The organism is Apilactobacillus pseudapinorum, from assembly GCF_040369555.1.
Lineage (GTDB): Bacteria > Bacillota > Bacilli > Lactobacillales > Lactobacillaceae > Apilactobacillus.
On record NZ_BAABVU010000038.1, the window covers coordinates 1 to 19,405 of the forward strand.

Annotated in this window: 17 protein-coding genes, 7 tRNA genes and 1 pseudogene; 4 read left to right on the top strand and 21 right to left on the bottom strand. The window is 35.4% G+C overall.

The window, feature by feature from the left end; all coding sequences use genetic code 11:
* The 3 genes and pseudogenes from ABWU86_RS06435 to ABWU86_RS06445 form a co-directional block, all read right to left on the bottom strand.
* Window positions 1-400, bottom strand: a pseudogene (locus ABWU86_RS06435) (PIN domain nuclease); the annotation flags it as partial.
* Window positions 401-490: 90 nt separating this feature from the next.
* Entirely contained in the window at window positions 491-1,867 is a 1,377-nt protein-coding gene (gene radA, locus ABWU86_RS06440) for a DNA repair protein RadA (protein WP_293793180.1), read from the bottom strand.
* 23 nt (window positions 1,868-1,890) lie between these two features.
* Window positions 1,891-2,427 carry a dCTP deaminase/dUTPase family protein gene (locus ABWU86_RS06445; protein ID WP_293793182.1) on the bottom strand — a complete coding sequence of 179 codons (537 nt, stop codon included), beginning with the start codon at window positions 2,425-2,427 and terminating at the stop codon, window positions 1,891-1,893.
* 226 nt (window positions 2,428-2,653) lie between these two features.
* On the opposite strand from ABWU86_RS06445, the gene rpiA reads away from it, so the two are divergent.
* The gene (gene rpiA / locus ABWU86_RS06450; protein WP_293793184.1) at window positions 2,654-3,343 is read left to right on the top strand and encodes a ribose-5-phosphate isomerase RpiA; all 690 of its coding nucleotides are present in this window, start codon (window positions 2,654-2,656) and stop codon (window positions 3,341-3,343) included.
* Window positions 3,344-3,482: 139 nt separating this feature from the next.
* Window positions 3,483-4,820, top strand: coding sequence for a C1 family peptidase (locus ABWU86_RS06455; RefSeq protein WP_293793185.1), 1,338 nt, complete (start codon window positions 3,483-3,485; stop codon window positions 4,818-4,820).
* Between the two features lie 38 nt (window positions 4,821-4,858).
* Here the strand turns inward: ABWU86_RS06455 and ABWU86_RS06460 are convergent, their stop codons facing one another.
* Both ABWU86_RS06460 and ABWU86_RS06465 read right to left on the bottom strand, forming a co-directional pair.
* On the bottom strand, window positions 4,859-5,527 hold the full coding sequence (locus ABWU86_RS06460; RefSeq protein WP_353322079.1) for a 2,3-bisphosphoglycerate-dependent phosphoglycerate mutase: 669 nt from the start codon (window positions 5,525-5,527) through the stop codon (window positions 4,859-4,861).
* A 16-nt stretch (window positions 5,528-5,543) separates the two neighbouring features.
* Window positions 5,544-6,497, bottom strand: a complete 954-nt coding sequence (locus tag ABWU86_RS06465) for a DMT family transporter (RefSeq protein ID WP_353322081.1) — start codon at window positions 6,495-6,497, stop codon at window positions 5,544-5,546.
* Between the two features lie 281 nt (window positions 6,498-6,778).
* On the opposite strand from ABWU86_RS06465, the gene ABWU86_RS06470 reads away from it, so the two are divergent.
* A complete protein-coding gene (locus ABWU86_RS06470) occupies window positions 6,779-7,849 on the top strand; it encodes an LCP family protein (RefSeq protein ID WP_293793189.1) in 1,071 nt (356 codons plus the stop codon).
* Window positions 7,850-7,954: 105 nt separating this feature from the next.
* Here the strand turns inward: ABWU86_RS06470 and ABWU86_RS06475 are convergent.
* The 9 genes from ABWU86_RS06475 to ABWU86_RS06515 all read right to left on the bottom strand — a co-directional run bounded on the left by ABWU86_RS06475 (window position 7,955) and on the right by ABWU86_RS06515 (window position 14,602).
* A tRNA-Gln gene (locus ABWU86_RS06475) sits at window positions 7,955-8,026 on the bottom strand.
* A 7-nt stretch (window positions 8,027-8,033) separates the two neighbouring features.
* Window positions 8,034-8,106 (bottom strand) — tRNA-His (locus tag ABWU86_RS06480).
* 32 nt (window positions 8,107-8,138) lie between these two features.
* Window positions 8,139-8,224 (bottom strand) — tRNA-Leu (locus ABWU86_RS06485).
* A 65-nt stretch (window positions 8,225-8,289) separates the two neighbouring features.
* Window positions 8,290-9,168, bottom strand: a complete 879-nt coding sequence (locus tag ABWU86_RS06490; RefSeq protein ID WP_353322084.1) for a homoserine kinase — start codon at window positions 9,166-9,168, stop codon at window positions 8,290-8,292.
* 1 nt (window position 9,169) lies between these two features.
* Window positions 9,170-9,616, bottom strand: a complete 447-nt coding sequence (locus ABWU86_RS06495; protein ID WP_293793195.1) for a SprT family protein — start codon at window positions 9,614-9,616, stop codon at window positions 9,170-9,172.
* A gap of 10 nt (window positions 9,617-9,626) precedes the next feature.
* Window positions 9,627-11,795 (bottom strand): Tex family protein, encoded by a 2,169-nt coding sequence (locus ABWU86_RS06500; RefSeq protein WP_353322086.1) that lies wholly within the window; start codon window positions 11,793-11,795, stop codon window positions 9,627-9,629.
* A 72-nt stretch (window positions 11,796-11,867) separates the two neighbouring features.
* Window positions 11,868-12,284 carry a hypothetical protein gene (locus ABWU86_RS06505; RefSeq protein ID WP_293793201.1) on the bottom strand — a complete coding sequence of 139 codons (417 nt, stop codon included), beginning with the start codon at window positions 12,282-12,284 and terminating at the stop codon, window positions 11,868-11,870.
* An 18-nt stretch (window positions 12,285-12,302) separates the two neighbouring features.
* The gene (nadE, locus tag ABWU86_RS06510) at window positions 12,303-13,130 is read right to left on the bottom strand and encodes an ammonia-dependent NAD(+) synthetase (protein WP_293793203.1); all 828 of its coding nucleotides are present in this window, start codon (window positions 13,128-13,130) and stop codon (window positions 12,303-12,305) included.
* Window positions 13,130-14,602: a nicotinate phosphoribosyltransferase gene (locus ABWU86_RS06515; RefSeq protein WP_353322089.1), complete on the bottom strand. Its 1,473-nt coding sequence runs from the start codon at window positions 14,600-14,602 to the stop codon at window positions 13,130-13,132. The genes nadE and ABWU86_RS06515 overlap by 1 nt, the downstream gene beginning before the upstream one ends.
* A gap of 98 nt (window positions 14,603-14,700) precedes the next feature.
* Between ABWU86_RS06515 and ABWU86_RS06520 the strand changes: the two genes are divergently transcribed.
* On the top strand, window positions 14,701-15,426 hold the full coding sequence (locus tag ABWU86_RS06520; protein ID WP_353322091.1) for a WecB/TagA/CpsF family glycosyltransferase: 726 nt from the start codon (window positions 14,701-14,703) through the stop codon (window positions 15,424-15,426).
* Window positions 15,427-15,444: 18 nt separating this feature from the next.
* Here ABWU86_RS06520 and ABWU86_RS06525 read toward each other — a convergent pair whose 3' ends face one another.
* From ABWU86_RS06525 to ABWU86_RS06555, 7 genes are all read right to left on the bottom strand, one after another.
* Complete coding sequence (locus tag ABWU86_RS06525; RefSeq protein ID WP_353322093.1) at window positions 15,445-16,164, bottom strand: GntR family transcriptional regulator; 720 nt, start codon at window positions 16,162-16,164, stop codon at window positions 15,445-15,447.
* Window positions 16,165-16,187: 23 nt separating this feature from the next.
* Entirely contained in the window at window positions 16,188-16,967 is a 780-nt protein-coding gene (gene proC, locus ABWU86_RS06530) for a pyrroline-5-carboxylate reductase (RefSeq protein ID WP_293793211.1), read from the bottom strand.
* Between the two features lie 80 nt (window positions 16,968-17,047).
* Window positions 17,048-17,119: transfer RNA gene (locus ABWU86_RS06535), tRNA-Gln, on the bottom strand.
* A 7-nt stretch (window positions 17,120-17,126) separates the two neighbouring features.
* A tRNA-Tyr gene (locus ABWU86_RS06540) sits at window positions 17,127-17,209 on the bottom strand.
* Window positions 17,210-17,395: 186 nt separating this feature from the next.
* The gene (locus tag ABWU86_RS06545; RefSeq protein ID WP_353322096.1) at window positions 17,396-18,994 is read right to left on the bottom strand and encodes a peptide MFS transporter; all 1,599 of its coding nucleotides are present in this window, start codon (window positions 18,992-18,994) and stop codon (window positions 17,396-17,398) included.
* Window positions 18,995-19,131: 137 nt separating this feature from the next.
* Window positions 19,132-19,204, bottom strand: a tRNA-Thr gene (locus ABWU86_RS06550).
* A gap of 57 nt (window positions 19,205-19,261) precedes the next feature.
* A tRNA-Asn gene (locus tag ABWU86_RS06555) sits at window positions 19,262-19,334 on the bottom strand.
* Window positions 19,335-19,405: the final 71 nt, after the last annotated feature.

Consider the following 19,405-nt stretch of genomic DNA (forward strand, 5'->3'; position numbering starts at 1 on the left):
CTGAACCGCTCGCCTTCTTAATACTCATGCCAAAAATCTTTTTCCAGTCGTTTAATTTGGTAGTTCCTAAGATAAATCCTAAGTAACCAAAAACGATCATAAGTAATGCTGGCAAGATTAAGTTAGTAATTAGGTACTTAGTTCTAAATAAAACAATCGAAATCAAGATGGCCAAAACAAGTCCAATAATCATTCCAATTGTTCCCATTAAAACATAAAGTGGGTTCTTAGAAGATAAATATTTTTCTGTTCTTACCAATGTAAAAATTACTCTCTTAACGGCAAATAATGAGATTAAGAAAAACACCAATGCTCCAATTAATGAATCAACAAAGGCATTATTTAATATGTGTGATGGGTGTGACCAAATTGCATGCCATAACACTGGCAAGTAAATCACCCCAAGTGTTGCTCCTAATATTATGAATATTAGTTGTATCACTGTATATTTATCGAATGTTTTCATTTTTTATTTTCCTCGCTAGTTATCTTACTTCAAAGCCATTTTTATCGCTTGGGATAATGTTGATACCCCGACTACTTCAATTCCATCTGGAGCAGTCCATCCAGATAAGTTGTGCTTAGGAACAAGCACACGCTTAAAGCCTAACTTTTGAGCTTCTAAAACTCGTTGTTCAATTCGATTAACCCTTCTAATTTCTCCGGTCAATCCAATTTCACCAATATAACACTCTGCAGGATCAGTTCCTTTATTCTTGTAACTTGAAGCCACACTGATTGCAACTGCTAAATCGATTGCTGGTTCATTTAATTTCACTCCACCAGCGGCTTTTAAGAACGCATCTTGATTTTGTAACATCAATCCAGCACGTTTTTCTAATACGGCCATCAAAACCGCAACCCTATTTCTATCGATTCCAGTTGCAGTTCTTTGTGCGTTACCAAATACAGATGGAGTTACCAGCGCTTGAATTTCAACTAAAATGGGACGAGTCCCTTCCATTGAAACCACAATCGCAGAACCGTTAGCGTCTTGCAAACGTTCTTCTAAGAATACTTCTGAAGGATTAGCAACTTCTTGTAATCCAGATTCTTGCATGTCGAAGATTCCTAATTCGTCTGTTGAACCGAAACGGTTTTTAACAGCTCGTAGAATTCTGTATGAATGGTGCATATCTCCTTCAAAATATAAAACAGTATCCACCATATGCTCTAACGTCTTTGGTCCAGCTAATGAACCACCCTTAGTAACGTGTCCAACAACAAAAACTGTAATTCCATTTGTCTTGGCAATGGACATTAAATCAGCAGTAATTGCTCGAACTTGAGAAACTGAACCGATTGCTGAATCAACATCTGGTTCGGAGATGGTTTGAACGGAGTCGATTACGACTGCATCTGGTTGAATCTCATCAATGGCACTTCTAATTGCACCCATATCAGTTTCAGGATAAAGGTACATATTTGCACCGTTAACTGCTAGTCTTTCCGCTCTAAGCTTAATTTGACTAGCACTTTCTTCACCAGATACATATAAAATCTTTTGATTCTTCTCACTAAGTTGTCCTGAAATTTGTAGAAGCAATGTTGACTTCCCGATTCCAGGATCCCCACCGATTAAAATCAAAGAGCCCGGAACAACTCCGCCCCCTAACACTCGATTAAACTCTTTAGAATCTGTTTCAAATCTTGATTCTTTTTCGAACTTAACATCTTTAACTAATTGTGGTTGAGTTTGTTTGCCATTGAAATCCATTCGATGGCTTGATTTTAAACTTGAGGTTTCTTTTTGCACGGTTTGTTCTTCAAATGTATTCCACTTTCCACAGTTAGGACAATGGCCTAAATATTTAGGTGAAATGTATCCACATTCTTCACAAACAAATTGTGTCTTAACTTTAGCCACGTTAATTTCCTTTCGTTAAAAACTTATTCTCCAGATGATCCAAATCCACCAATTCTAGTGGTACCTTTGTTAGCATCATCATCGGTTGTCAAGAATGGGACGAAAATACCTTGCGCAATTCTGTCACCCTTCTTGATCTTTCTATCAAGCAATCCAAAGTTAGTCATTTGTACAAATAACTCCCCTTCATTGCTTTCATTGTTGTAGTAATCTGCATCAACAATTCCAATCCCGTTTGGTAGGACCATCCCTCTTTTAAGTGGTCCACTTGATCTGTTAGCAATTACTAGCATTTCGTCTGGTTGCATGTATGCTTTGATTCCAGTTGGTACAAGTAATGGTCTCAAAACGTCCTTAGCTTTTTGCATGTCTTCTTCAGAAACATCTTGTTGATGTTTAAGCGCCCATAAAACTTTTAAAAATCCTAACTTCCAAATTGATGGAAGTACAAAATCGCTCGCTGCTTCGATATCGTATCCGGCAGCTTGTTGTGTTGAACGATATGGTAAGTTAATCCCATCGTTCTTGTATTTTGAAACTACTTCAAATCCTCTTTTCATCTCTACACATCCTGTTTTAGTATTACTATTATTATACTACTGATTGGACAGAAAATCTGGTGTCAATTAAATCCAAATATTTTATTTGACAAACACGCCCTAACCATAGAAAATTATATTATGTATTAGTAAGGTATTTGATACCTTTTTCGAAACTGTTGTTTGGATATTAATCATCCCAAACTGATTTAATCGTTTTACCGAAATTATAGAGGGGAACCTGATTATGGACAAAGAATTAATGAAAAAAATGGCCGGACAAGAGGCAGTTAAGTACATCGAAGATGGTATGACTGTTGGTTTAGGTACCGGTTCAACTGTAAAATACTTGTTGGATGCATTGGGACAACGAGTTGCAGAAGAAGGTCTCCGAATCATTGGAGTTCCCACATCAAATCGTTCAGCAAAACGTGCTCGCGATTTAGGAATCGACGTTAAAAGTATCGATGATGTTGATCATATTGATTTAACCATTGATGGTGCTGATCAAATCGACGAAAATTTCCAAGGAATCAAAGGTGGTGGGGTTGCTCATCTTCGCGAAAAGATTGTCGCTATCAACTCTGATCGCAATATTTGGATTGTGGATGCCACTAAGATGGCTAAGAACTTAGGCTCATTCCCACTTCCTCTAGAAGTTACCCCTTATGGAAGCACTCACCTATTCAATCGTCTAGATAAAATGGGTTATCACCCTACTTTTAGAACTAACGCCAAAGGTGGACACGTTTTAACCCATGCCGATAATTACATTATCGATTTAAACCTTGGCTACATCGAACGTCCTCATGAACTAGAAACCATTCTAAATAACATGACTGGAATCGTTGAACATGGTTTATTCCTAGATGTTGTTGATATGGTTATCGTTGGTCATGAAGATCACTGCGAAACTTTTGAAGCTAAAAGAAATTAAAAATCTAATTTTTTTCTAATCAAACTAAACCTTAGAATCATAATGATTAACTTACTTTATCATTATGATTCTTTTTATTTTACGTTTAATTAATGAGAAACCAGTGCTATAATATGAGAAAAGTATAGGAGGTCTGATGATGTCAGAAAGTATTAGTAATGAAAATATCCAAAAATATCAAAGCGATTTAAAAAATCGTCAAGAAGCTAAGGTAATGCAAAGAGCTATTAGCCACAATGGTATTAACTCAACTGCCGCAAATTTCGAATCTGAAGCTAACATGAAGCCAATTTTTTCGGTGGAAGTTGATACTGGTGAAGTATCAAACCAACAACACAGTGGTCGTTGCTGGATTTTCGCTGCTTTAAATACTATGCGTCATAATTTAGCTAAGAACTTTAACCTATCTGGTGATTTTGAATTATCACAAATCTACACTACATTTTGGGATAAGTTTGAAAAATGTAACTGGTTCTTAGAAAACATTATTAGAACTGCAGACCAACCTTTAACTAGTCGTCGTGTTTCTTGGTTATTAGATTCACCTCAACAAGATGGTGGTCAATGGGACATGTTATGTGCCGTAATCGAAAAATACGGGGTTGCTCCTCAATCAGCAATGGTTGAAACTGCAAATAGTAATGATACTTCAGAACTAAATGCTGTTTTAAATCAAAAGTTAAGAATTGATGCAATTAAGCTTCGTGAACTTGCTAATGATGGCAAAGATGTTCAAGCAGCAAAAGACGATATGCTAAGTGAAATTTACCGTGTCTTGGTATACGCATTCGGCGAACCTGTTTCAACATTTAACTTTGAATATCGCGATGAAAAACATGAATACCATGTTGATAACGATTTAACTCCTAAGAAGTTCTTCGATAAATACGTTAACTTAAACTTAGAAGATTATGTTTCAATCATTAACTCACCTACTGAAGACAAGCCTTATGACAATACATACACTGTTGATATGCTGGGTAATGTCATTAACGGTCGTCAAGTTAAACATTTAAACTTAGAAATGGATAAACTTGAAGAACTAACCATTACTCAATTAAAGAATGGTGAAAGCGTTTGGTTCGGAAGCGACGTTGCTAAAGAATCAGATCGTAAAAAAGGAATTATGGATGATGCTCTTTACTCTAAAGGCGAATTATTCGACATTGATTTAGGTATGAGCAAGGCTGAACAATTAGACTTCCACCAAAGTGTTATGAACCACGCTATGGTTATCACTGGTGTTGATATCGTTGATGGTAAACCAACTAAGTGGAAAGTTGAAAACTCATGGGGTAACAAGGTTGGTTCAAAAGGATACTTTGTTATGAGTGAATCATGGTTCAGACGTTTCACCTACCAAGTAGTTATTAACAAGAAATACTTATCAGAAGCAGATAACGCTTCTCAAGAAAAAGACCCTGTTGTTTTAGATCCATGGGATCCAATGGGAACTCTTGCTTTCTTTGAAAAATAAACCAACAAAAAAGAGTTGATACAATGTATCAACTCTTTTTATATTGTCTTTTTATTAATAACCTTCAGTTTTTCATCAAACTGGTAAATAATCGGTTTGCCGTTGGGCACTTCGACTTGATTAATCTCGCTATCATCAATGTTATCCAAATACTTGATTAACGCTCTTAAAATTGAACCGTGCGCTACAATTAATTGGTTTTGGTTGTCCAATAACTTCGGTGCGATTTGGTCTGCCCAATAAGGCATCAAACGATCAGAAGCCATTTTTAAACTTTCCCCTAACGGAATTTGTACCCCAAGCCTTTGATAACGACGATCGACATCGTGTTGTTTCAATAATGGTGGTACCGTGTCATAACTTCTTCTAAACAGATTAAATTGTTCAACCCCATATTGTTCTTTAACATCACTTTTAATGCGTCCACGTAATGCTCCATAGTGACGTTCATTCAAACGCCATGTTTTCGTTGCGTTAACGTAATCTTGATTGATATCATCTAACACGATGTTTAAAGTTTCAATCGCACGTTTTAAATAAGATGTATGGGCATGTTGAAAGTTAATATTTAATTTTTTTAACGCTTGCGCTGCAATATGTGCTTGTTGAATTCCCTTTTCAGTTAATTCGACATCACTCCAACCAGTAAAAACATTTTGCTGGTTAGCGACACTTTCACCATGACGCATAATTACTAAATAAGCCATCTTATCATCTCTTTTTTCATTCTTCTAATTCAGCATTTCTTTGTTCTAATTGGCTGCCGATAAATGTGATCACAGAACCAATCAAAATGACTACAATTCCAATCCAGGTATTTATTGCGATTTTATCACCAATAAGAATCATTGCTAAGATTGGTGCTAATCCTGGCTTAATGAAAAATACAATTGAAGCAATTGATACTCCTGCTCTTTCCATTGCCAAGAAGTAAAATGCGAATCCTCCACCAGTCACAAATACACATATAAATAATAGAATCCAAAAATATTGGAAAGAAACGTTATGTAAAATTGGTGTTTTCGCAAACGGTTTTAGCCATTCTACTTTATCCATTAATGACGCCATTGAATTAATATTACTGATTAATACTAATACCAATAATTCAACGGCTCCTGCTAAGAAAGTATAACACGTTGTTGCTATTCCATTCATCCCTGTAACACTGGATCCCCATCTCGAAACAATTCCATATAACCCAAAAGTTAGTGCTGAGCCTAACGCTAATGTTAAACCTAGTGGATTGGTTAAGTTTTCGGGGTTAACGATAATTATTAATCCCAAAATGGAAATTACTAATGAGATAAATCCTAATCTGCTGATTTTTTCTTTTAAAATAAAAAAGGCAAATAGTAATGCAAAAACAGGATTACAGCTAAAGACTACTGCTACAGTAGAAGCTTCATCATACATGATAGCCAACTGATATAAAGTCATACTAACTACCACGCATAAAAATCCTGTTAATAAAAACACTCCAATACTTTTCCACTTTGTCGTCATTAAAGATTGCTTCCCGTTCTTCAGAACAATTGGTAATAAAATCAATCCACCAATAAAGAATCTAATTAAGTTCAACTGAATTGGACTAAAGACACCTTGGACACTCTTTAAAGCAATTTCCATTGAGCTAAACATAAAAGTAGAAATTAATATATATAGAAAAGTTTTTTTCAACTTAAAACGCGCTCCCTTTTTTAATTTACAAATTAACAAAAACTTGATACACTACTAACTTAAATTAAATTTGTAATTCCTTGATTTAGTTATATCAACATCAGAATTATATCATATTCCCCATTGCCATTAAAAATGTGACAAAATTATTACAATTTATTACATCTTTTGTAACCGTTATTAATTTTTATAAAATAAGTTTATAATGTTAATTATATTTACGAATCTTGATTATATCTTTTATAATGGGGAAATTCATAAAAAGGAGCTATGATTGATTTATGCAAAATAACAATCAAAATTTCGAACGAGTTTCCAGATCTAGAGCAAGTCAACCTCATTTCAAGAAAAAAAGTCATAAAGGTGCTTGGATCACCTTTCTTATTTTCTTAGTTCTGCTAGTTACTGGTCTGGTCGTTGCTCACGGTATCTATGTGAACATGAAAAATGCTGCTGATAAAGCCTATCAACCAGGCTTATCAACGAAGGCAAGAAATGTTTCGAGTGTTATCGCTCAAAACAAACCAGTATCTATCCTATTATTAGGTACTGATACTGGTGCTCTTGGACGTCATGATACTGGGAGAACTGATACTATCATCTTGGCAACTGTAAATCCCAAGAAGAAGACAATTTACCTAACAAGTATTCCTCGTGATACTAAGGTTACTGTTCCTGGTGATTCACAACCATACGAAAAGATTAATGCTGCATATACTATTGGAGGAGCATCTAGCGCTGTTCAAACTGTTCAAAACCTATTGAACGTTCCAATTGATTTCTATGCAATCATTAACATGGGTGGTCTAGAAAAGATGGTTAACGCCGTTGGTGGTGTTACTGTTACTCCTCCACTTACTTTCCAATATGGTGCAGCAAACGTGGTTAAAGGTAAGACAGTTACTCTAAACGGTGCTGAAGCACTTGCTTACTCAAGAATGAGACATCAAGACCCTGCTGGTGATTACGGTCGTCAAGTAAGACAAAGACAAGTCCTACAAAAACTTGTTCTTAAAGGTATGAACATTTCTTCACTACCTCGTTACAAGGAAATCTTAAGTTCTGTCTCAGGTAAGCTAAAAACTGATATGAAGTTCGACGACATGGTCGCACTTCGTGAAAGATATGGAGTTGCTACTCATCATATCAAGTCACAAACTCTACAAGGTGAAACAGCTGTTATTGATGGAATTGATTACGAAGTTCCAACACAACAAGAGTTATTAACTATTTCTAACTCAATTCGTTCAAGCCTTGGTTTAAGTACTTTATCATCATTGAACCAAACACAAGATACAACTAGTGATTACAGTTCAACCACTTCAAGTACTTCAACTCAAATTAATTACTAATAATAAAAGCATCCGATGATAATCTTCGGGTGCTTTTTTATTACCTTCATTCCCCTTTTTGGCAAACAAAAAGACATTCGCCTAAACGAATGTCTTTTATTTAGATTGGGCTAGCTGGGTTCGAACCAGCGCATCACGGGATCAAAACCCGTTGCCTTACCACTTGGCTATAGCCCAATAAAAGGGCGGTAGGTGGGAATCGAACCCACGCGTGTCGGAACCACAATCCGATGTGTTAACCACTTCACCACTACCGCCATATCATTATGTGTAATGATGATTTTAATAATGCGGCCAAGAAGACTCGAACTTCCACCGGGAGTATTCCCGACAAGATCCTTAATCTTGCGCGTCTGCCAATTCCGCCATGGCCGCAGTAAAAAATCACAAATATTATTATATGTGATTTTTGATTTAATTTCAATACTATTTGTTAAAATTTATTCTCCACGAACAGTCGCACCAGTGTGATCAACCTTAATTAGTCTCATTACCCCTGCTAAATTACTGTTGCTTAAAGCATTTCTCAATTCATTTAGTTGTGATGATGTTCCAAAAGTAATCACACTACGTTGAGATTGATTTAAGAATGTTCCATATATCCCTAGTTGATGGGCTTGCTTTCTAATAACTTCAAGTTCCGGAACCACATCATAAATATTATCGGTATAAATGGCGTCGTTTTCCATCATTTCAGTTGCTTTAGTCCATTCATTATTCATTAAGGATGCGACTAATACATTAGTAGCACTACTTGCCTTAACGGCATCAACTGAACTAACTTCATCCTTGTACACAGCTTTATCATGGCTACCATCATCTTTAACTAAATATACCAACGCGTTAATAACTTCTGGAATATCTGTTTTAACAGTGGTTGCCATTTCACCATTAAAGTATGAAACGGTAATATTGCCCAGTAACGCTGAAGCCACACCGTCGGCATGTCCTTCAATCTTACTTCCCGCATTAATTTCGTCATCAATGGACATATCTAAATCACCTAATGCATTGGCGATTTTAATTCCAGCAACAATTGCAGTTGTACTAGAACCTAACCCTCGGCCAATTGGGACATCAGACATCACAGTTAATTGGTGTGGTTTAATTGTTGGGTCCACCTTTAAAATGGTTTGTACAATGATGTTATTTTCATCACGAGGGACATCATCACCTAATGCATGGTTAACTTGCCAACGATCCATTTCCTCTTCAACGATGACAGTGTAATATAAACCAAACGCAATTCCAATTGAATTGATACCTGCACCAATTCCAGTTGATGTGGCTGGTACTCTGATAATTATTTTTTTATCCAAACTAATCATCTCCAGTTTTTAATTCTAGTTTTCCACGACATTTTCCACAGACATATTTTTTAACGTCGATTTTACGCTTACGATGGTAAGTTTGTCCACAATGTGAACAAACATAAAGCAACGGACGATTATCAACAGGTGCCGGTGCATAACGCGATCCCCCGACTGTTTTCAATAAGCGCTTAAAAGCCAAAGTATTATGTTTACCAGAATAGCCTGCTAAATGCAGATGGTAATGACATAATTCATGCTTAATTACTCCAATTAAAACATCTTTAGAATGTTCTGACAACATCTTAGGATTAATATCAATATTGTGACTTTGAACATGGTATCTGCCGCCAGTTGTCTTTAATCGACGGTTAAAATATGCCTTGTGGACAAACGGTTTCGCAAATGATTCTAGTGAAATGTTTTCCACTAAAATTTGTAATTCTTGATCATTCATTTAAATTTTATCACTTCTCCGGATTAATCATTGTTAGTTGAATCCGATTTCTCTTAATATCAATTGATAATACCCAAACATCAACAATATCTCCTACTGAAACAATTGCACTAGGGTCAGAAATAAAGCGATCACTCATTTGAGAGATATGCACTAACCCATCTTGTTTAACACCTATATCCACAAACGCACCGAAATCAATTACGTTTCTAACAGTTCCTTGTAATTGCATCCCTTCTTTTAAGTCCTCAATCTTCAAAACATCTTGTTTTAAAACTGGCATTGGCATGCTATCACGGAAATCTCTTCCTGGACGTTTTAGTCCATCAATGATATCCAAGACTGTTTGTTTTCCGGTTTGCGTTTCATTTATAAACTTATCAACATCGAATGTGGATAAGGCAGCATTAATTTTGGGACTGCCTAAAGCATCTGTGGATAAGCCTAATTCCTTCAATATCTTCATTGCAACTGAATAACTTTCCGGATGGATATCGGTATTATCAAGTGGATTTGTTCCATCAATAACACGTAAGAACCCAATTGCTTGTTCATAAGTCTTGCTCCCTAAACGAGGGACACTACTTAATTCTTGTCGTGTTTGGAATACCCCATTGCTATTTCTATACTTAACAACGTTTTTAGCGGTTGCTTTCGTCATTCCTGAAATATGGGTTAATAATTCTGGACTGGCTGTATTAACGTTGACTCCAACTTTATTCACAGCTGTTTCCACAACTCTGTCTAATTGGGCATCTAATTGTTTTGCAGGTAAATCGTGTTGATATTGACCAACACCAACTGATTTAGGATCAATCTTAATTAATTCAGCTAACGGGTCTTGCAAACGTCTTCCGATACTTACAGCAGATCTTTCTTCAACATGAAAATCTGGGAATTCGTCACGTGCATTTTGACTTGCTGAATATACCGAAGCGCCTGCTTCATTAACAATTACGTAATAAACTGGTAGCTTATTTTCTTTAATTAAGTCAGCAACAAATTGTTCTGATTCACGACTAGCGGTTCCATTTCCAATCGCAATCATTTCAGCATGATTCTTGTTGATAAAATCAACTAATTGTTTTTTAGCTTGTTCACGTTTAGTTTCACTCGCTGGTTTATGTGGATAAATCACTAGCTTATCTAAAAACTTCCCGTTGTCATCAATTGCTGCTAATTTACAACCAGTTCTGTATGCTGGATCAAAACCAATTACTACTTTGCCTTTAATTGGTGCTTGCATTAGTAGGTTATACAAGTTTTTACCAAAGATACTAATTGCATGTTCGTCGGCTTCTTCGGTTAATTGGTTTCTAATTTCACGATCAATTGCTGGCTTCATAAAACGAGCATATGCATCTTCATAAGCTGCTCTAACTGCATCAGCGCTCTTGTTAGTTCGCTTGCGATTAGTTTCTGCCTGTAAAAACTTATAAATCACGTTGGTATTAACTTCAATGTTAACGGTTAGAATTTTTTCCTTTTCCCCACGGTTAAGCGCCAATACTCTGTGCTTTTTCAATTGATTAATTGGTTGTGAAAAATCATAGTAGTCAGCGTAAACATTCTTTTCGTCCAACTCTTCACCATTCTTCTTCACTTTACTAGTGATTAAACCATGTTTCTTAGTATCTTCTCTAATCCATTCTCTTAAATGCGCATCGTTACCAATGTCTTCGGTTAAGATTTCGTGCACTCCGGCCAATACATCTTCGACTGAATTTAATTCTTGTTCAGCATTAACATAGTCACTAGCCTTTTGTACAAAAGAATCATCATTGGCCAATACTAGCTTTGCCAGTGGTTCTAACCCTTGTTCTCTGGCAATCATGGCCTTGGTCTTCTTTTTCTTCTTGTAAGGAAGATATAAGTCTTCAACGTTTTGCATTGTTTCGGCATTTTGAATCGATTTTTTAAGGTCATCATTTAATTGACCTTGTTCTTCAATTAAACGAATAACTTCTTCTTTACGTTTTTCTAGATTACTAATTTTACTGTTGGCATCGGCAATTTCTCTAATTTGAACTTCATCTAAACTACCAGTACGTTCTTTTCTATATCTAGCGATAAACGGAACTGTATTTCCTTCTTCCATCATTGATATAACAGCAGTCACTTGTTTTTCAGAATAGTGAGAAAGTTCCTTTACAATCTTTTTGATAATTAATTCTTCCATTGATATCATCCCATCTTCACGTCTTTTTAAGCAAAAAAATAGCTGGTAGTAATTACCAACTATCTTTAATTATTACATTGACATCATGATTTTTTGAGCAGTTTTAAATACTCTTTCAATACTATCTTGTTGTGCTTGACCAGCAGCATTGAAAGATTCGACATCAATTTTATCTGCACTAATGCTATCAACCATATCTTGGCATCCCTTTACATAGTCAGCATATGCTTCAGTTAATACTGAGTGACGACCTAATTCTTTAGCAGGAACATCAGCGTTTTGTAGTTGAACTAAAAATCCTTGATATTGATCAGTTCCGTCTTGGAATGTTTGTTTAGTCTTAGGTAAATCAATTCCAGCATAGTCATTCTTTGCAACCGCATCTTCTAGTGGTTCGTAGTCATGACTCATTTCTTCTCCCACTTTGTTAGTGTTAGTGATTAAATCAGATAGTAATGGAGCGTAAATTGCCATCTTGTTCTTTTTCATAATTATAAAATTCCCTTCTTATTTCCAAAAGTCATCGTAAATGGTGATTGGTAGATGACGTTTGTGTTCAGTTTTAATATACCAGTTTTCAATTTTTTCTGCAGCTGAATCATCTACATCCTTACCTTCTAGGTAGTTGTCGATATCATCATAGGTAACACCTAAGGCAACTTCATCTGGTAATGCAGGACGATCATCTTCTAAGTCAGCAGTTGGTGTCTTTTCGTATAAATGCTTAGGGGCATTTAGTTCATTCAACATTGCTTTTCCTTGGCGTTTATCTAATCGCCATAGTGGAGTAATGTCAGCAGCACCATCCCCGAATTTAGTGTAGAAACCAGTTACTGCTTCTGCAGCATGGTCAGTACCTAATACAGCACCACTAGTTTGACCAGCAATTGCGTATTGAGCAATCATTCTTTGACGGGCTTTAATGTTTCCCTTGTTAAAGTCAGAAATATCTAAACCATTTTCTTCAACAGCTTTCATTGCTGCATCTGCCATTGGTTTGATATCAACTCTAAATGTCTTATCAGCACCGATAAATGCAATTGAATCCATTGCATCTGATTCATCTGCTTGAGTACCATAAGGTAATCTAACAGCGATGAATTGATATGAATCATCTTTGGTTTCTTCACGCATTTCGCTAATTGCGATTTGAGCTAATTTACCAGTTAAAGTGGAATCTTGACCACCTGAGATACCCAATACAAATGTTTTTAAAAATGGGTATTTCTTTAGATAGCTCTTTAAAAATTCAACACTATTTCTAATTTCTTCTTTTGGATCAATTGATGGTTTAACCATTAACGCATCAATAATTTCAGCTTGCTTATCGCGCATTATAATTCACCCTTATCTTGTTTTTGTTTAATTTGAGCATGGACTTCTTTAATAATACTCATCTTGTTGTCCCAACACTTAGTGGATAAATCAACTGGGTATTCTTGCGGATTTAACTCACGTTTGTATTCAGGCCATAGTGAAGATAATACTTCTTCAGAATGTGCTTTAATATCAGCTAATCCTGGTTGATTATAAACTAGTTTACCATCAACAAAAATATCAGTTAATAGTGGCTTGGCAACAAAATCAGTCAATGTCTTATTGATATAAGTATATTGTGGATGGAACATGTATAGTTCAGATTCATCGTTAGGATTTTCATCATTTAATGTGATGTAATCTCCTTCTGACTTGCCATCTTTTCTTTCGGTAACACGCCATACTTGTTTTTTTCCTGGTGTAGAAACCTTTTCTGCGTTATTAGATAGCTTAATGGTATCAACCATTTCACCATCATCATTTTCGACTGAAACCATCTTGTAAACGGCTCCTAATGCCGGTTGATCAAACGCAGTAATTAACTTAGTTCCAATTCCCCAAACATCAATCTTAGCATCTTGCATCTTTAAACTAGTAATGGTTTTTTCGTCTAAGTCATTAGAAGCAAAAATCTTAGCGTCTGGGAAACCTGCATCATCAAGCATTTCACGAACTCGTTTTGATAAATAAGCCATATCCCCAGAATCAATTCTCACTCCGGCGAAATGAATCTTATCACCTAATTCTTTAGCGACTTTAATTGCATTCGGTACACCACTCTTCAATGTATCAAAAGTATCAACTAAAAAGACACATTCACGATGACTGTTGGCATAAGCCTTAAATGCCTTGTAGTCGTCTTGAAATAGTTCGACTAGTGAATGCGCATGGGTACCACTGATTGGAATGTTAAAGTTCTTACCAGCTAGTACGTTAGATGTCGCATTAAAACCACCAATATAGGCAGCTCTAGTTCCCCATAAAGCAGCTTCAGTTTCTTGTGCTCTACGACTACCAAATTCTAATAGTGGATCGTTTCCAGCAGCCATTCTAATTCTTGCAGCTTTGGTGGCGATTAAAGTTTGGTAATTAACAATATTTAATATTGCTGTTTCTACCAATTGACATTCGCAAACGTTTCCTTCAACTTGTAGCATTGGTTCGTTATTAAAGACTAATTCCCCTTCTACAAATGAACGGATTGAACCGGTACACTTAAAATTACTTAAGTATGTTAAAAATTCTTCACTATATTCATTTTGACTTCTCAAAAATTCAATATCTTCATCAGTGAAGTTAATATTTTGAATATAATCGATTACTTTTTCTAATCCAGCGAAAATAGCAAATCCATTTTCGAATGGCATTTTTCTAAAGTAAACCTCATATACAGCGTGGCGATTTTGCAAACCTGCTTTAAAGTATGTTTGCATCATATTGATTTCATATGCATCAGTATGTAATGTTAAATTATCAAATTGATTTGACATTTTTAATGAAATCCTCCTAATACATGTCGCATTTTATTGTCTTTTATTTTATCATTAATTAAAGAAATAATCATAATAATTTATTTGAAGGTATAGAGATGGAAAATAAAAAAGTAAATATTTTGGGATTCGATTTTTTAAACAGTTCATTTAATAATTTTATGGACATCTTAAAAGACCGTATCAATCAAAGACAAAATACATTTGTAGTGACCGCTAACCCTGAAATCGTAGTCGCTGCTTTAAACGATAATCAATACGCTGAAACCATCAAAAAAGCCGATTACTTAGTTCCAGATGGAGTCGGTATTGTGATGGGTGCTAACATCTTAGGATCAGATATGAGCGAACGAATTACTGGCTATGATGTCTTATTAGATTTATTAGCATGGGGAAACCAAAATCATAAATCAGCCTACTTCTTAGGGGCCAAACCAGAAGTTATTGCTGATTTAAAAAATATCATTCCGCAAAAATATCCCGATTTAAGCGTTGCTGGATATCATGATGGGTATTTTACCGATAGTGACGAAATTGCAGCTGAAATCGCGCAAAATAAACCTGATATGGTATTTGTAGCTTTAGGTTTTCCTAAGCAAGAATATTTTATCGAAAAATATCGTCATCAAAACGATGGATTATGGATTGGCTTAGGTGGAAGCTTTGATGTTCTATCAGGTCATGTTCAAAGAGCACCGCAATTTTGGATTAATCATCGAATTGAATGGTTATACCGTTTAATTAAAGAACCAACTAGATTTAAGCGCATGTTAGCGTTACCCAAATTTATTCGTTTAGTAAAAAAACAAAACAAACAAAAATAAAACAAAAAGTACATTTGATTAATCAAATGTACTTTTTTTACTGTCTAAATAAAATTCGAATCTTTCACCAACATATTGAGTTCTAACGTATTCAAAAGGTTCACCATTTTGTAATTCCGTTACCTGACGTAAAAGCAAGATTGCATCACCCTTTTTAACATCTAAGAATTCAGCAATTCTTTCTGATGCTAAAGTGGCAGATACATTTTGGCGAGACACCTTAGGCGTTAACCCCTTCTTTTCTTTTAATGACGCATAGAAAGAATGGGAAACATCATCTTTACTCAAACCGTCAATAAACTTTTCCGGTACGGTCGCAATTTCAAAACAAATTGGAATATTATCGCCGTATCGGATTCTTTCCATTCTTAAAACTTTATCGTTTTCAGAAATGTTTAATTTTTCGATTTCACTTAATGATGGTTCTAACATGTGGTATGACACTGTTTTACTAGATGGATGTTTGCCTTGTGAAATCATAATATCTGAAAAGCCAGTAACTCCAGACATTTTTTCTTGTACCTTTTGATTGGAAACATAGGTTCCAGAACCAACGCGTTGATCTAAAATACCTTCATCCACCAAAGTTTGAATTGCTTGTCTTAAAGTCATTCTGCTGACATTAAATTCAGCTGACAATTGACGTTCAGAAGGAATCCGACTTCCTAGTTTCCATTTTCCATCTTCGATATTCTTTTTGATTGAATTATGAATTTGAATATAAATTGGCAAAGCCATTATCTAACAATCCCCTCAAAATATTACTCTTCTTGTGTTGCATCAAAGCAATCAATAACTGCTTTCTCAAAACCACTCTTCTTTAATGCCAATAATCCTTTGATGGTTCCACCAGCAGGTGAACAAACATCATCGATTAAATCATTTGGTGATTTCTCAGATTGATTAATCATCTTCATTGAACCTAAGATAGCTTGAGCTACCATTTCAGTAGCTGCTTGTTTGTCTAAACCATGGTTAACCGCACTTCGGCTAAAGATGTCTGCAAATAAGTAAGCATATGCCGGTGTGCAACCCATTAATGATCCAGATACATCGAATTTGTCTTCTTCAACTTCGATTGTCTTACCAATTAAATCGAAAACGTCAACGATTGATTTCAATGATTCTCCTATCAGATTTTCATTACTCTTATAAATTAACATTCCTTCGTTCACTTCAACGTTAACGTTAGGAATTAAACGAATAACTGGTAAATCATAGCTAGTTAACTCTTCTAAACGTTCTAATGTTACTTGCCAAGCAATGGATGCCAAAGTTTTATGTGCTAGATTATCTCTTACTTCTCTTAAAACATCTACAACTTGATTTGGTCTAACCGCTAAAATAATCAATTCACTGCTTCTTACCACTTCTTGATTATTGTTACTACAATTTATCCCAAGTTCGTCCGCAAATTGTTTATACTTTTCAATATTAGGAGCATGAACATAAATATCTTCTGCCTTAACTTGATTGGAATTAACAAATCCCCTAATCATTGCTTTGGCCATTGCTCCTACTCCAATAAACCCAATTTTCATAGTAACCTCCTGAAGCGAAATATTGAATACATTATAACATAAAAAAAAGACCGACTAAGAAAGTCGGTCTTTTTAAGTAGTTGGGCTAGCTGGGTTCGAACCAGCGCATCACGGGATCAAAACCCGTTGCCTTACCACTTGGCTATAGCCCAATAAAAATGGAGGGGAGTGGATTCGAACCACCGAACCCGAAGGAGCGGATTTACAGTCCGCCGCGTTTAGCCAGACTTCGCTACCCCTCCGAAAAGATACAAAATGTAATCAACAAGAAATATAATATCAAAATCATATTTATATGTCAATAACTTTTTTGTCTAATCGCAAGTGTTAAAACTGCGACGCTGATTAATATCTCTCAACCAATCAACATATAATATAATATCGAAAATCGCAGAATGAGTCAACACTTTTTTTACTTTTTATAATAATTATTTTTTGGGAACCTTTCTAAGAATAGAATGAAGGATTACAAACATCAAAATAGATAGTATGATTCCAATGATTCCTAATACTAAAAAGTAGTCTACATTCGCCACAGAGAAGTATTTAACCACTTGTGAGTTAATTGCTTGCCCTGCTGCATCTGATAAGTACCAGACCCCCATCATTTGAGAAACAAAGTTCTTTGGTGCTAGTCTGTAAGTGACTGAAAGACCAACTGGTGAAATTAACATTTCACCTAAACAAATAATGCCGACAGTTAAAACAATCCATAATGGATTAACACTCCCACCATTTAAAAAGCGAATAGGTACATATAATACTAAACAACCAATACTTGCTAGTAACACCCCGATTGGAAAAGTCTTAATTGCGCTACTTTCATGGTGATGCCATAATTTAGCAAAAACAGGTGTAAATATTAAAATAAATAATGGATTAATAGCTTGATACCATGTTCTTGAAATATGCACATTAAAATCACCATTGTGAAAAACAGTAATTAAGATAAAGAATAACGCAATGGCTGATGTAAATACCTTTAGTAATTTACTATCGGTTTTCTTGTGCAAGAAGTAGCCAATAACCGCAAATATCACAATAAAAAATGTTAATAATCCATATTTCCAAACGGTAAATTCGTTATTTGTACTTCCATTGGCCATAATAGCTAATACAATTGGTCCTTGTTCCTCAATTCCCCAGAAAAAAGCAGCTCCAATAAATAGAACTACATAAATTAACATGCCTCTTCTTTCAGCTGGATCAGTATCATTACTAGTGATAATCACGAAGAAATAAATGAATGGAATTACTACTGTAATTACACTCAACAAGGTGATAATGTTAGTTAAGTTCAACGCATCAAAAGAGTACATTAATAATAATACTAATGCAATTGAAACAACACAGAATAAAATACGATCGAATAACTTACGCACTTCATAAGGTTCAATCGGGTTAGATGTGTAAATACTATTATTTTGATTATAATCTTTAGTGTGATACTCAAAAATACCTAATCCAATTAACATTGCAACGGCTCCAGTGAAGAACCCTAAATGAAAATTAACGTTCATTCCTAAGAATCCAATGATAATCGGTGCTAAAAACGCCCCAATATTAATTCCTGATAAGAAAATAGTAAAACGATACGCTCTCGTGTTGTATTGTTCATCGTATAGATTTCCGACCATCGTAGTAATTGTCGGTTTTAACAATCCCATTCCAACAGTTAAGAGAATCAATGAAACGAATAATAGCAAAATCATGTTGGAAAGCGGAATTGATAATATTAACTGTCCAATAATAATCATTATTGCCCCAAGTGAAACAGTTCTTTTTCCGCCTAAAATACGATCACTTATGTATCCTCCACAAGCAGCAGCTAAATAACTAAGTGAACCATAAATGGCAAAGATAGAAGCTGCTGTTGCTGGTGTAAAACCCAATCCCCCGCGACTGATTGAGTAATACATGTAATATAGTAAAATTGCTTGCATGCCGTAATAACTGAAACGTTCTAATGATTCAGTTAACGTTAGTGAAATCAATCCCTTAGATTGATTATTATCAATATTATCCAAGTCTAAATCCTCCAGACAAAAATATAACTACAGCAACGGTAATTATACGCTTTGATTTAATTTTAATCAATTTTTAATCTTTTATATCCATACCGCAATAAAAAAACTAGGATGAGTAAGACATCCTAGTTTTTTTATGCCGGCTGCAGGACTTGAACCTGTGACCGCCGGTTTACGATACCGATGCTCTACCAACTGAGCTAAGCCGGCAAATTTATGTAACTATATAAGAAAAGCGCTAACCGAAGTTAGCACCTTTTTATAATACTCCGAATGTCAGACTCGAACTGACGACAACCTGATTAACAGTCAGGTGCTCTACCAACTGAGCTAATTCGGAATAAAGCGCGGCGACTTCCTACCCTCGCAGAGGGCGATCCCTCAACTACTCTTGGCGTTTAGAAGCTTAAC

Excerpts from the sequence above, each read along its gene's own strand:
- ABWU86_RS06525 (WP_353322093.1), bottom strand. The coding sequence starts at position 16,164 with ATGGCTTTGCCAATTTATATTCAAATTCATAATTCAATCAAAAAGAAT.
- rpiA (WP_293793184.1), top strand. The coding sequence starts at position 2,654 with ATGGACAAAGAATTAATGAAAAAAATGGCCGGACAAGAGGCAGTTAAG.
- ABWU86_RS06460 (WP_353322079.1), bottom strand. The coding sequence starts at position 5,527 with ATGGCTTATTTAGTAATTATGCGTCATGGTGAAAGTGTCGCTAACCAG.
- ABWU86_RS06470 (WP_293793189.1), top strand. The coding sequence starts at position 6,779 with ATGCAAAATAACAATCAAAATTTCGAACGAGTTTCCAGATCTAGAGCA.
- ABWU86_RS06495 (WP_293793195.1), bottom strand. The coding sequence starts at position 9,616 with ATGAATGATCAAGAATTACAAATTTTAGTGGAAAACATTTCACTAGAA.
- ABWU86_RS06500 (WP_353322086.1), bottom strand. The coding sequence starts at position 11,795 with ATGGAAGAATTAATTATCAAAAAGATTGTAAAGGAACTTTCTCACTAT.
- ABWU86_RS06505 (WP_293793201.1), bottom strand. The coding sequence starts at position 12,284 with ATGAAAAAGAACAAGATGGCAATTTACGCTCCATTACTATCTGATTTA.
- ABWU86_RS06445 (WP_293793182.1), bottom strand. The coding sequence starts at position 2,427 with ATGAAAAGAGGATTTGAAGTAGTTTCAAAATACAAGAACGATGGGATT.
- ABWU86_RS06455 (WP_293793185.1), top strand. The coding sequence starts at position 3,483 with ATGTCAGAAAGTATTAGTAATGAAAATATCCAAAAATATCAAAGCGAT.
- ABWU86_RS06520 (WP_353322091.1), top strand. The coding sequence starts at position 14,701 with ATGGAAAATAAAAAAGTAAATATTTTGGGATTCGATTTTTTAAACAGT.
- ABWU86_RS06515 (WP_353322089.1), bottom strand. The coding sequence starts at position 14,602 with ATGTCAAATCAATTTGATAATTTAACATTACATACTGATGCATATGAA.
- proC (WP_293793211.1), bottom strand. The coding sequence starts at position 16,967 with ATGAAAATTGGGTTTATTGGAGTAGGAGCAATGGCCAAAGCAATGATT.
- nadE (WP_293793203.1), bottom strand. The coding sequence starts at position 13,130 with ATGCGCGATAAGCAAGCTGAAATTATTGATGCGTTAATGGTTAAACCA.